Here is a 13,492-nt window from a genome sequence, read left to right as displayed (position 1 = left end):
AGTTGCATCATGAAAAAGATATATCTTCTCTCCTTATTGATTATAGGTGCATGCTGCACCGGAAGTATATGCGCGCAAACCGCCCTGCCCGATACATTACTGTTCGTGTTCAAACTCCACGGACAGACCCGCAAATACGAAATGTTATTCCGCGAAAAGAACGACACGTTGCGCATCGACTGGCGCATCTTGCGGAACCTGCATTGGCAAAAAGGAAGCTACCTGATGGCTCCCGCATCGCAAGAAGCGGGAAACTCATTATGCTTCCTCCAGCCCGTAGACAAAGAAAACCGCCTGTTAGGCATAAACGAAACCGCCTACATGCTCTCACGCCAAGCCTACAAGGAACTGAAGACGACCGGGGCATTTCACTATAACCAGACGGTTTACAAGAAAGGAAACAAAAAAGGAGAAGCCTTGGGATGCCCGCTCATCTATTGCATAGACCAAACCGAAGGAGCAGAAATATGGATATTGGATAATGAGTCCCTGCCCTTGATATGGAAGATGCAGAACAATCCGCTGAACGTAAACTGGCAGGTAGAGCATCCTTCTGCTACATACAAGGACCCGATAGAGGTAGTGGTACACCGGGGCGCCAACCATTTGGCACCCGAAAACACGGTGGCTTCGGCATACGCAGCTTTGGAACACGGTGCCACGTGGATAGAGCTGGATGTACGGAAAAGCAAAGACGGAGTGCTGTATAACCTGCACGACGAGACCCTCGACCGCACCACCAACGGGCAAGGCGCATTAGCCGATATGAATTCTGACGAAGTGGACAAATTAGACGCAGGAAGTTGGTTTGGAAAAGAATATGCCGGCACACGTATCCCCCGCATCTCGGAAATGCTCGATTCGCTCTACGGAAAAGCAAATGTATTCTTCGATGTGAAACGCGGCACGCCCGTAAAAGACCTCGTAAGACTGGTCCGCCTGAAAGGATTCGCCACGAACAGTTTCTTCTGGTTCGCCGATGAAGGAATGCTGAAAGAGTTTGTCCGCCTTGCTCCGGAAATGAAAGTCAAAGTAAATGCGGATGACATCGCCCGCCTGCAATATTGGATGACGGTATGCCGCCCATCGTACGTAGAAATCAATCCCGAACAAATCACACCGGAATTCAAGGCGTTCTGCAAGGCTAACGGCATCCGCATTATGGCGGCTATCCAGAACGGTACAGAAGAAGCCTATCGCACCGCAATAGAAAAAGAGCCAGACTTGGTCAATCTGGACCAGCCTGAACTTTTCCAAAAAATACTCAATAAATAAAACGCCACCACAAAGTGCGCCAAACCATAAATGGCATATGAAGTGATTATGCTCTATCATCTTCATATGCCATTATATGTTTTAGGGACATTTACTAAGAAACTGTTTTGAGTTTATCGTGTGCTGATTTGGGATGAGTTTTTGAGGCATTTCCGTTTGTGTGATGAGGAAGATAGCGGGCTATCTGACGAAGAACAGGAGCGGAAAGGACAAAAAAATCGCCCAAAGCACACACGCAAACAAATACATTAAGGCAAGAAAACTTTTTGGAGAAATTCAAAACAGTTTCTAAATATTCCTAATTATCAACTATATCCCAATACACCACGTAACGCTGGCGATGCACATCGTAAAGGGGCAACACCGTCACGCCGTCTGCCGTGCGGAAGCGCAAACCGTCCTCCGAAATCCGCTGCACGCAGTTTTCGGGATGTCCGGCATCCCATATCAAGCCGGTGGGCAACCCTTCGGGGATATGGTAATCGTAGGTGTAATAGTCGTTATACTTCAACGGGTCCGAATCGGGGGCAGGCGGCAACATTCCTTCCGTACCCAAGGCTCCGGCAAGCACCACCGGACCGTAGAGCAGGGCGGCGCGGTGAGGATTATCAGGCGCGGACTCCAACGTCAGGTGCATCGGATAGGTCGCTTCGATGCGGTCGCCATCCTTCCACTCCCGTTCTATCGCGATATACGAGCCGGGCTGCTGGCGTACCTTCACCCGCTTGCCATTAACACGGACTTGCACATCTTTGCTCCATGAAGGATAGCGCAGACGGAACGTAGTGCGCACCGGCTCTGCCATTAGAGCCTGTCGTTTAAATTTTCCAATAAAGTAATATTCTATCAGGTCCTTTTGCGTTTGTTTCCGGTCTGTTTTCCCGATTTTATTCGTCAGATAGCCCGCTATCCTCCTCATAAAATCAGAAAAACATCCTCGAAAACAATTCACAAAATTAACCTGAGCAAAATTTAGAAACTGTTTTGAATTTCTCCAAAAAGTTTCTGAAACGATATGCTTTCCTCATAAATATACAAAACAAAGCAGAATAATTAACAAATAAACACTAAACAAAGCATTCCGCTTGCAAAATCTTGCTTTTTATAAACATTTCCCTTACATTTGTGAAATAAAAACAATTCATTAAACAAAAAGTCTTATGGTTTACGACATCGACATGCTAAGAACGTTTTACGCCTCGTATGCAAAACGGGTAAAAGCGGCTCAACAGGCAAGCGGCAAGCCTCTCACGCTTGCCGAAAAGATTTTATATACCCACTTGTATCATCCGGAGATACAACCCCGCTTCCGGCGAGGCGAAGATTATGCCACATTCCGCCCCGACCGCGTTGCCATGCAAGACGCCACGGCGCAAATGGCACTGCTGCAATTCATGAATGCAGGCAAAGAAACAACAGCCGTTCCTGCAACGGTACACTGCGACCATCTGATACAAGCCTACAAAGGTGTACAAACCGACCTTCCTGCCGCCTGCCAGGTGAACCGTGAAGTGTATGACTTCCTGCAAAGCGTGTCTGCCAAATATGGCATCGGATTCTGGAAACCGGGTGCCGGCATCATCCACCAGGTCGTATTGGAAAACTACGCTTTTCCCGGCGGCATGATGGTAGGCACCGATTCGCATACGCCCAATGCAGGCGGACTGGGCATGATAGCCATCGGAGTAGGCGGAGCTGATGCCGTAGACGTAATGACCGGCATGGAATGGGAACTGAAAATGCCCCGCCTCATCGGCGTGCACCTGAAAGGAAGCCTGAACGGATGGGCTGCCCCCAAAGACGTGATACTGAAACTTGCCGGCATCCTTACCGTAAAAGGAGCGACCAATGCCATCATCGAATATTTCGGCGAAGGGACCGCATCGATTTCGGCAACGGGGAAAGCCACTATCTGCAACATGGGCGCCGAAGTAGGCGCGACCACCTCCATCTTTCCTTACGACGAACAGATGAACGCTTACCTGTGTGCCACCGGCCGTGAAGAGATAGCCCGGCTGGCATCGGCGTGTGCCGATTGCCTGCAAGCCGACCCCGAAGTGCTGGCACAACCGGAAAAGTATTACGACCGCATCATCGAAATCGACCTGTCGGCATTGGAACCTTATATCAACGGGCCGTTTACACCTGATGCCGCCTGCCCCATTTCGGATTTTGCAGAAAAAGTAAAAGCAAACGGTTACCCACGCCGCATGGAAGTAGGATTAATCGGTTCGTGCACCAATTCGTCTTACCAAGACCTGAGCCGGGCAGCCTCACTGGCACGTCAGGTAAAGGAGAAAGCCCTCAAGATGGCTTCTCCCCTGATAATCAATCCCGGATCGGAACAAATCTATTGCACCGCCCGGCGCGACGGCATGATAAGCGCCTTCGAAGCCGTAGGCGGAACCATTATGACCAATGCCTGCGGCCCGTGCATCGGACAATGGAAACGGGTGACCGATGACCCGAACAGAGCCAACTCGATTGTCACATCGTTCAACCGGAACTTTGCCAAACGTGCCGACGGGAACCCGAATACGCACGCCTTCGTAGCTTCACCGGAGCTGGCTATGGCACTTACCATCGCCGGAGACTTGTGCTTCAACCCACTGACCGATACCCTTACCAATGAAAAGGGCGAACAGGTGAAACTGGATGCACCTGCCGGCGAAACTCTGCCCCGAAACGGATTCACCGTAGACGACAACGGATACATTGCCCCGCCTGCCGACGGCAAATCCATCGAAGTTTCCATACATCCCGATTCGGAACGCCTGCAAAAACTGGAACCATTCGCACCGTGGGACGGAAATGACCTTATCGACATGCCGCTCTTGATCAAGACAAAAGGGAAATGCACCACCGACCATATATCCATGGCAGGCCCGTGGCTACGGTTCCGCGGACATTTGGAAAATATCTCCAACAACCTGCTGATGGGAGCCGTAAACGCTTTCAACGGGAAAACGAACTGGGTATTGAACACCCTGACCGGAGAATACGAAGCCGTATCCGCCGTTGCCAAAAGCTATAAGGCAAAAGGGATTCCCTCCATCGTAGTAGCCGAAGAAAACTACGGAGAAGGCTCCAGCCGCGAACATGCCGCCATGGAGCCGCGTTTTCTCAACGTAAGAGTCGTTCTTGCCAAGAGTTTCGCCCGCATCCATGAAACGAACCTGAAAAAGCAAGGCATGCTGGCTCTGACATTCATCCATAAAGACGATTACGATAAAGTGCAGGAAAACGACCGCATCTCTGTCTTCGGATTAAGAGAGTTCACACCCGGAAAACCCCTGCAAATCAAGTTGAGGCATGCCGACGGAAGCGAAGATACTTTCGAAGCCGCACATACATATAATGAAATGCAGATAAAGTGGTTTAAAGCCGGAGCGGCATTGAATTTATAAACAATATCAGGGACCAGGGACTAGATACCAGTTGACTAGGTTTTAAATAGATTCTAAAAATCCGGTCTACCAGTACCTAAATTTAAAACAATAATCCATTATGAGCAAAGTACAAATGAAAGACGGCCGGCTGATTGTACCCGACTGTGTAACCATACCTTATATAGAAGGTGACGGAGTAGGCGCCGAAATCACTCCGGTATGCCAGAAAATTGTGAACGAAGCGGTCAGAGCCGCATACGGAGGCAAACGTTCCATCGAATGGATGGAAGTGCTTGCAGGAGGAAAAGCATTTGCCCAAACAGGCGAATGGCTCCCTCAAGCCACCCTTGATGTTTTCCGCGAATACCTGATAGGCATCAAAGGGCCGCTGACCACTCCCGTAGGCGGAGGCATCCGTTCGCTGAACGTAGCCCTGCGCCAGACCCTCGACCTTTATGTATGCCTGCGCCCGGTACGCTGGTTCAAGGGAGTCGTTTCCCCATTGAAAGAACCGCAAAAAGTAAACATGCACATTTTCCGCGAAAACACGGAAGACATCTATGCAGGCATCGAATGGGAACAGGGAACTCCCGAAGCCCAGAAGTTCTACACCTTCCTTCACGACGAGATGGGAGTAAGCAAAGTACGTTTCCCCGAGACCTCGTCCTTCGGCGTAAAACCGGTCTCCGCCGAAGGGAGCAAACGGCTGGTACGTTCCGCCATCCGGTATGCCTTGCAGCATCATCAGACTTCCGTCACACTGGTGCATAAAGGCAACATCATGAAATTTACCGAAGGCGGGTTCAAACGCTGGGGATATGAAGTGGCAGAGCAAGAGTTTCCCGACCAGACTTTCTCCATGAACCAATACAACCAGATAAAGAAAGACCTGGGAGAAGAATCGGCAAATGCCGCCCTTGCCGATGCCGCCAACACCGGAAAGGTCATCATCAAAGACTGCATAGCCGACGCGTTCCTGCAAAACACCCTGCTGAAGCCTGAAGAATATGCGGTAATAGCCACCTTGAACCTGAACGGCGACTATATATCCGACCAGCTTGCCGCCATGGTAGGAGGCATCGGAATCGCTCCCGGAGCCAACATCAACTACGCAACGGGGCATGCCATCTTCGAAGCCACCCACGGCACGGCTCCCGACATCGCCGGAAAAAACATCGTCAACCCTTGTTCGATGCTGCTCTCTTCGGTCATGATGCTGGAACATTTAGGCTGGGAAGAAGCCGCAACCCTCATCACGCAAGCCTTGGAGAAACTATTCGAAGCGGGAGAAGCGACCAACGACCTCGCCCGCTTCATGCCCAACGGAAAACCCTTGGGCACTATGGAATTCGGACAACGGGTGATTGATGCGCTAAGCAGTAACTGACTCTGATTCGTTTAAATAATCTGTCAGTTCAGCAACGCAGATTATTTACCTATCGGTTTAATCTGCGTTTCCAATAAATATCATTTAAATTTTGTACTACTCATGAAAAAAGAATACATCGTATACAAGCTTTCGGAATGCGCCAAGCAGGCTTGCCGCATCGACAATGAACTATTTACGAAATACAACGTGAAACGCGGGCTGCGCAACGAAGACGGGACCGGCGTGCTGGTAGGACTGACCAAGATAGGCAACGTAGTGGGATATGAACGTACGGAAGAAGGGCTGAAACCGATTCCCGGAAAACTCTTTTACCGGGGATACGACCTTGCCGACATCGTACATGCCCTGCTAAAGGAAAAACGCTTCGGATTCGAAGAAGTAGCATACCTGCTCCTTTCGGGAGAACTGCCCGACAACGAACAGCTGGATGCCTTCAAGGAACTGATAAACGACAACATGCCGCTCGACAAGAAGACAACCATGAACATCATCGACCTGGAAGGACAGAACATCATGAACATCCTCGCGCGCAGCGTGCTGGAAATGTACACGTTCGACCCCAACCCCGATGACATCTCGCGCGACAACCTGATGCGCCAGTCCATCGAACTCATCTCGAAGTTCCCTACCATCATCGCATACGCCTACAACATTTACCGGCACAGCATACACGGCCGTTCGCTCCACATCCGGCACCCGCATGAAAACCTGTCGATAGCCGAAAACTTCCTTTACATGATGAAAAAGGAATATACCCCTCTGGAAGCGCGGATGCTCGACCTGCTGCTGGTGCTTCAGGCAGAACACGGAGGAGGAAACAACTCCACCTTCACCGTACGTGTCACCAGCTCTACCCGCACCGACACCTATTCGAGCATTGCAGCCGGCATCGGCTCGCTGAAAGGCCCGCTACACGGCGGAGCCAATATCCAGATGGTAAAGATGTTCCACCACCTGAAAGAGGTCATCTCCGACTGGACCAACATCGACGAAATAGACACCTACCTGATACGGATGCTGCACAAAGAGGCATACGACGGGAGCGGACTGATTTACGGAATCGGCCATGCCGTATATACTATTTCCGACCCGCGTGCCGTGCTTCTGAAAGAACTTGCCAGCGAACTGGTAGCCGAAAAAGGGTGCGAAAAAGAATTTGCCTTCCTGGAATTGCTGGAACAACGCGCCATTGAATGTTTCAAGAAAGTAAAGGGCACAAAGAAACAAGTATGCTCGAACGTGGACTTCTATTCCGGCTTTATCTACGAAATGATTGGGCTGCCGATAGAAATCTACACACCGCTCTTTGCCATGGCGCGCATCGTAGGCTGGACCGCCCACCGCATCGAAGAACTGAACTTCGAAGGAAGACGCATCATCCGGCCGGCATACAAAAACGTATTGGAAGAAGTAACGTACACGCCGATAGGAGAAAGGTAAATCGCTATTCAGTTGACGAGTTGGCAAGGCTTTGTAATATGTAAACCTTGCCAACTTGTTTCCTTGTCAACTAATTCCGTGCATACCTCGCCTCTACCCCCACCCGGCGGCAATCGGCTCCCATGGGCGGGTTCTGCTTATACAGGCCGATAGTGACTTCCATGACATTAGGGAAATCGTCCAGCAGGCGGCGGGCTATCCGATAAACGACATGCTCCAGCAGACGGGAAGGAATTTCCATTTCCGCCTTTACCCGCTCGAACACCTCCGCATAACTGACAGTTCCCTCCAAGGCATCGGTCTCCGCCGCTTGCGAGAAATCGGTACGCAAACACAGGTCGACGGTAAACTCCGCACCTACACGCGTTTCTTGAGGAAACACACCATGACGGGCATAAAATTTCAACCCGTCCAGACGGATATACATCGCTTCCGCTTTCATACGCCTAAATCAGAGAATGCACCACACAAAATGTCCCCGAAGCCTTGCTCACCAGCTTGCCGTCGCAATAGATTTCACACTCGGCAAACTGCAAGTTCAACCCCGATTTCACGACGGTGCCTATCCCTACCAGCTCGTCGCCCCATGCCGCACGCAAGAACGAAGTCTTCAGCTCTGCCGTCAGCACATCCCGGTCGGTAGGCGTCATCGTATAAGCCGCAAATCCGGCTACCGTATCGGCAAATGCCGCCAACACCCCTCCGTGCACCACTCCGCTATACTGGCGCTGTTCGGGCTTCAACGGCATGCGCCCTACCACACGGCCTTCTTCTATCTCTTGAAAATCAATCTCCAAATGATTGACATACGGGTTCTTCTTCACCCGGTCCAACAAATGATGTTTTACTGTTTCTTCCATACCTCTTTTTTAAAGCACCACAGATTACACAGATTAAAATATAGTCAATCAGAAATAAAATGCGAAAAATCATTTGTCATGCTGAACGAAGTGAAGCATCTCGGATGCGCCCACGTGGATGTCTACGAGATCCTTCACGTTCGTTCAGGATGACAATACATCAAGATTTTTTCGCAAACCAATTTTGTTCTACTATAAATCAAGAATATAATTTTTATAAATCTGCGTAATCTGTGGTGAAAAGCAAAGTCATCCGCAACGCGAAGAACCACAAGTCTTGCAAATCAGGCAACCTTCCTGATAAACCAAGGTCTCATTGCCGCAATTCGGGCATTTCATGCCTTTGGCTTCCGTGCCGTCGAGCACATATTTCTTTAATGCACGCGACACACCGTTCTTCCACGTATTGATATTCTCACTATCGAGCTGGAGCGAATTGACCAACTTGATAACCTGTTCGATAGGCATCCGGTAGCGCAACACGCCTGAAATCAGTTTCGCATAATTCCAATACTCCTTGTTGAAGCGCTCGGACAATCCTTCAATCGTCATCTTATATCCACGCTTGTTCTCGAACTGGAAATCATAACGCTTCACGCCGTTCTCGTCATAATTCTTGATGATGCGGCCACGGACTACCGATTTCGGCAATACAATGCCCTCGTCATCATCTTGCAGACCGGTAAATATTTCGTAAGGATAACCGTCGAGCAGACCGACGAACGCCACCCATTTCTCCTTGTTGTTCTGGAAACGCACCACATCGGCTTCGAGCACACGCGGGCGGACTTCCGTTACCTGAGGAGGCTTGCAATGGCATTCTTCCTCTTTCTTGTCGTCTTTCTTCTTGGCAGAAAGCAACACGCCTGCACGCGAACCGTCGCGGTACACCGTACATCCCTTGCAGCCCGACCGCCATGCCTCTACATACAGGCGGTTCACCAACTCTTCGTCTACGTTGTTCGGCAAATTGATGGTCACGCTAATCGAATGGTCCACCCATTTCTGGATGCGTCCCTGCATCTTGACCTTCATCAGCCAGTCCACGTCGTTCGAAGTCGCTTTATAATAAGGAGATTTCGCCACCAGGTCGTCAATTTCCTCTTGCGTGTAATGCTTGTCAGGGTCATAACCGTTCACCTTCATCCACGCCAGGAACTTGTGATGGAACACCAGATATTCCTCGAAAGCGTCTCCCGTTTCGTCCACAAAGTCGATGCGCACGTTCTCGTCATTCGGATTCACCTTGCGCCGGCGCTTGTAAACCGGCATAAACACCGGCTCAATGCCCGAAGTGGTCTGCGTCATCAGGCTGGTGGTCCCCGTAGGAGCAATGGTCAGGCACGCGATGTTACGCCGGCCGTACTTCTTCATCTCCTCATAAAGCCCGGGGTCGGCTTCACGCAAGCGGTTCACGAACGGATTGTCCTTCTCGCGTTCCGTATCGTAAATCTCGAACGCGCCACGTTCCTTTGCCATAACAACCGAAGAACGGTATGCCTCCAACGCAATGGTTTTCTGCACCCGCTCGGCAAACTCGGTCGCCTCTTCCGTCCCGTAGCGCAATCCCAAAGCCGCCAGCATGTCGCCTTCGGCAGTGATGCCCACGCCCGTACGGCGTCCCATGCCCGACTTGCGGTAAATCTTTTCCCACAAATGGCGCTCCGTACCTTTCACTTCTTCGCTTTCGGGGTCGGAATCTATCTTTTCCATGATTTTCTCTATCTTTTCCAGCTCCAGGTCGATGATGTCGTCCATGATGCGCTGTGCCAAAGCCACGTGCTTCTTGAACAAATCAAAATCGAAATAAGCCTCCGGAGTAAACGGATTGACCACATACGAATACAGGTTGATGGCAAGCAGACGGCAAGAATCGTACGGGCACAGAGGGATTTCGCCGCACGGGTTGGTAGACACGGTGCGGAAACCCAAGTCGGCATAACAATCGGGCACCGACTCGCGGAGAATCGTGTCCCAGAACAACACGCCCGGCTCTGCCGACTTCCACGCGTTGTGCACGATTTTCTTCCACAAAGCCGAAGCGTCAATCTCTTTCTTCACCATCGGATGAGGCGAACCGATAGGGAACTGCTGCACATACGGGCGGTTTTCCACGGCAGCTTCCATAAACTCATCGTCCAGCTTCACCGACACATTGGCTCCCGTAACCTTTCCTTCGGTCATCTTGGCATCGATGAAAGCTTCCGAGTCGGGATGCTTGATAGATACCGTCATCATCAGCGCCCCGCGGCGTCCGTCTTGCGCCACCTCGCGCGTAGAGTTGGAATAACGCTCCATAAATGGCACCAGCCCGGTAGAAGTCAACGCCGAGTTCTTTACCGGCGAACCTTTCGGGCGGATGTGCGACAGGTCGTGCCCTACCCCTCCGCGGCGCTTCATCAGCTGTACCTGCTCCTCGTCGATGCGGATGATGGCCCCATACGAATCGGCGGATCCGTCCAGCCCGATTACGAAGCAGTTCGACAACGAAGCAATCTGATAGTCATTCCCAATGCCCGTCATCGGACTTCCCTGCGGAATAATGTACTTGAAATGATCGAACAAGCCGAACAGCTCCTGCGCGCTCAATCCGTTCGGATACTTGGCCTCGATGCGTGCCACTTCATTCGCAATGCGCCAATGCATGTCTTCGGGCGATTTCTCATAGATATGCCCGAAAGAATCCTTCACGGCATACTTGTTCACCCACACGCGGGCGGCAAGCTCGTCTCCTTTAAAATAATCCAACGAAGCATCGTATGCCTCGTCGTAACTGTACGTTTGTTTTTCCACGATAATATAGTGTTGAATTAGTGTATTTCCGGATAAAGTCCCGTTCGCCTTCAACGAACGATACAAAGCTAAAAATGTTTTTCCAATTTACAAAACAAAACAGCAAGAAGTTATGAACTATCCGGAAAGTTTTCCAAAACCAAAACACAACAAATTGATTTTCACAACATTATTAATAAACAAGAATTTCAAAAGTTTTCTTTTTTAAAAAACGTCCTTTTAACATAGTTTGTCGACAAAGGCTTCCAGCAATCCTTTTTTTTTCAGCCGAAAGAACATAAAACATACAGGTCTTAGAATTCCGCATGTTGCCAAATTGCCTGTAGGGGCGTATCGCATACGCCCGAAAGCGTCCACGTGGATAAGTTGGTGCACCCAGGCGTATGCGATACGCCCCTACATTGGCATTTTAAGGATATCTATAAACATAAAATATATTAAACCGATTAAACCTCTTCCCGCCCCGCCTGTCTGAATAGTAAACGCGCGGAACAGCCCGTTTTCCGTTTTTCACCCGGTACCGGAAAACGAATCGGGCCAACTAAAAACTTAAAAACTCAAAAACTTAAAAGAACATGAAAACAATGCATTTATACCTCGTAATGGGTGCGCTGATATGCACCACCTCACTCTTTGCCCAAGTTCCCGAACGCAAAAGAGAACGCCTTACCGACGAACAACGCATCGAACGCCAGGCCATGCGCATGAACAAAGAGCTGCTGCTCGACGATGAAACCTCCGCCAAGTTCCTCCCGCTTTACAAGGAATACCTGCAGGCGCTGGCGGAATGCCGTCCCGCCGCTCCCGATTCCGCCAGCCGCCCGCGCAAAAGCGAGCTGACCGATGAAGAGCTGGACCAACGGATGCAGGCTTGCTTCGAGTGCCAGAAGAAACGCGTCGAGACTAAAGAAACCTATTACGCCAAGTTCAAGAAAATCCTCACCATGCGCCAAGTGGAAAAGATTTTCGCCCCGCGTCCCAAACATCCTCGCCGCACGCCCGGCAAGAAAGCCCCTGCAGGCGCTCCCCTGCCCCCACATTTGCTTGTCAGATGACCTTGGTTGAAACAAGGTTATCTCCAGCCGGACGGGATAAGGTAGTTTGAAACCACCTTATCTCTCCAAACATTATGTATATCTTAGCTTTACGCCACAAAGGTACGGAAAAATTTTGAATTATACAAGTGCCTCGCGCACCTGCCCGCGCGACGCGGAGCAACTATTTCCGAAGGCACGCGCATATATATGGAACAGGTTATGCAAACAGACGCGTTTTTCTTGCGCAACAACCCTTGCAAACGTGACAATTGTGACAATTGTGACAAATGACAATAATGTTTTCAGAAAACGGAAGAAAGAAGAGAAAAGTTATATATTTATATTATATATATTATATATATTTATATATAATATATATAAATTTTAGTCACACTTTTTCCTTGGCGGATAGAAAATCATTTTCAGTTATTGTCATTTGTCACAATTGTCACACTGTCACAAAAAAAGCTTCGTTTTATAGTAAAACAAAATTGGTTTGCGAAAAAATGGAATGGAACACAGAGACACAAAGACACAGAGCTTTATTTTTTTGAGAGAACAGAGTTCACAGAGTAAAAGTCTGGCTCTATGGTCTTTACCTTCTCTATATATTTATTTCTCCGTGCCTCTGTGCCTCTGTGTTCAACATAAAGGATTAACGGATTTTTCGCAATCCATTTCTGATTGACTATAATCAGCACAACTTCTTTCATTCGCTTACATATTTTTACAACAACCCACTCAAAAGCCCTTGCAGAATTAAAAATAAAAACGTATCTTTGCAAATGTTATCTTTGCTTTACAATAAACTTTAAACATACGACAACCATGTATACCATACAAGCAAACCAGTCCGGCACACGGACGTTGGAGATATCGGAAGAACACTTGCAGACCATCGAGAAATACGCGCTGTTCCAGCACCTGATAGACAGCAACGGAATCGTAGACGAATCGGTGCTCGACAAACTGAAGCTGAACGTGCGCTCGCTCATCGCCTCGATGGAAGGAGACAGCAAAGACCTGCTCGACCTGTGCATCGACGTGATTTACCACAACAACATGAAGGCGCTGGGACTGTTCAACCTTATCCAGCTCTACATCAAATGGGAGCACGAAAAAGAAGGAAGCCTCAGCCCCGATGTGCTGAACGAACCGCTGAACTGAAAAGGTTTTCACCACAGATTACACAGATTAATCTAAATGAATTCCGCATTTTACCAAATAGCTTGTAGGGGGAGCGCCATCCGAATGTAGAGACGTCACATTGTGGCGTCTTCCCGCCACAGGGCTAACATGGTATGTTTC

The 13,492-nt window shown here is 49.5% G+C and carries 10 protein-coding genes and 1 pseudogene; 6 read left to right on the top strand and 5 right to left on the bottom strand.

The genetic code is table 11. The annotated features are described in order from the left end of the window. Positions 1-9: 9 nt before the first annotated feature. Positions 10-1,275, top strand: a complete 1,266-nt coding sequence (locus BACSA_RS20490; protein ID WP_245546563.1) for a glycerophosphodiester phosphodiesterase family protein — start codon at positions 10-12, stop codon at positions 1,273-1,275. 298 nt (positions 1,276-1,573) lie between these two features. Here the strand turns inward: BACSA_RS20490 and BACSA_RS00580 are convergent. Beyond that, positions 1,574-2,074 (bottom strand): annotated as a pseudogene (locus BACSA_RS00580) (glycoside hydrolase family 127 protein); the annotation flags it as partial. Positions 2,075-2,435: 361 nt separating this feature from the next. Here BACSA_RS00580 and BACSA_RS00575 point away from each other — a divergent pair. The 3 genes from BACSA_RS00575 to BACSA_RS00565 all read left to right on the top strand — a co-directional run bounded on the left by BACSA_RS00575 (position 2,436) and on the right by BACSA_RS00565 (position 7,494). After that, positions 2,436-4,682, top strand: coding sequence for an aconitate hydratase (locus BACSA_RS00575; protein ID WP_013616184.1), 2,247 nt, complete (start codon positions 2,436-2,438; stop codon positions 4,680-4,682). A gap of 100 nt (positions 4,683-4,782) precedes the next feature. Then, entirely contained in the window at positions 4,783-6,051 is a 1,269-nt protein-coding gene (icd, locus tag BACSA_RS00570; protein WP_013616183.1) for an NADP-dependent isocitrate dehydrogenase, read from the top strand. Positions 6,052-6,153: 102 nt separating this feature from the next. Further along, positions 6,154-7,494 (top strand): citrate/2-methylcitrate synthase, encoded by a 1,341-nt coding sequence (locus BACSA_RS00565; protein ID WP_013616182.1) that lies wholly within the window; start codon positions 6,154-6,156, stop codon positions 7,492-7,494. Between the two features lie 70 nt (positions 7,495-7,564). On the opposite strand, the gene folB is transcribed toward BACSA_RS00565, so the two are convergent. The 3 genes from folB to BACSA_RS00550 form a co-directional block, all read right to left on the bottom strand. Next, positions 7,565-7,936, bottom strand: coding sequence for a dihydroneopterin aldolase (gene folB / locus BACSA_RS00560; RefSeq protein ID WP_041583805.1), 372 nt, complete (start codon positions 7,934-7,936; stop codon positions 7,565-7,567). 4 nt (positions 7,937-7,940) lie between these two features. Then, on the bottom strand, positions 7,941-8,354 hold the full coding sequence (locus tag BACSA_RS00555) for a PaaI family thioesterase (protein ID WP_013616180.1): 414 nt from the start codon (positions 8,352-8,354) through the stop codon (positions 7,941-7,943). 249 nt (positions 8,355-8,603) lie between these two features. Further along, positions 8,604-11,147, bottom strand: coding sequence for an adenosylcobalamin-dependent ribonucleoside-diphosphate reductase (locus BACSA_RS00550; RefSeq protein ID WP_041584138.1), 2,544 nt, complete (start codon positions 11,145-11,147; stop codon positions 8,604-8,606). 575 nt (positions 11,148-11,722) lie between these two features. Here BACSA_RS00550 and BACSA_RS18820 point away from each other — a divergent pair. Next, positions 11,723-12,202: a hypothetical protein gene (locus BACSA_RS18820; protein WP_013616178.1), complete on the top strand. Its 480-nt coding sequence runs from the start codon at positions 11,723-11,725 to the stop codon at positions 12,200-12,202. Between the two features lie 524 nt (positions 12,203-12,726). Here BACSA_RS18820 and BACSA_RS20000 read toward each other — a convergent pair. Then, positions 12,727-12,897, bottom strand: a complete 171-nt coding sequence (locus BACSA_RS20000) for a hypothetical protein (RefSeq protein ID WP_013616177.1) — start codon at positions 12,895-12,897, stop codon at positions 12,727-12,729. A gap of 115 nt (positions 12,898-13,012) precedes the next feature. On the opposite strand from BACSA_RS20000, the gene BACSA_RS00540 reads away from it, so the two are divergent. Next, positions 13,013-13,351, top strand: a complete 339-nt coding sequence (locus tag BACSA_RS00540; protein WP_013616176.1) for a hypothetical protein — start codon at positions 13,013-13,015, stop codon at positions 13,349-13,351. Positions 13,352-13,492: the final 141 nt, after the last annotated feature.

Source organism: Phocaeicola salanitronis DSM 18170 (genome assembly GCF_000190575.1).
GTDB classification, from domain to species: domain Bacteria; phylum Bacteroidota; class Bacteroidia; order Bacteroidales; family Bacteroidaceae; genus Phocaeicola; species Phocaeicola salanitronis.
The sequence above is the reverse complement of the archived record's forward strand: the minus strand, read 5'-3'. Positions and strand labels throughout refer to the sequence as shown.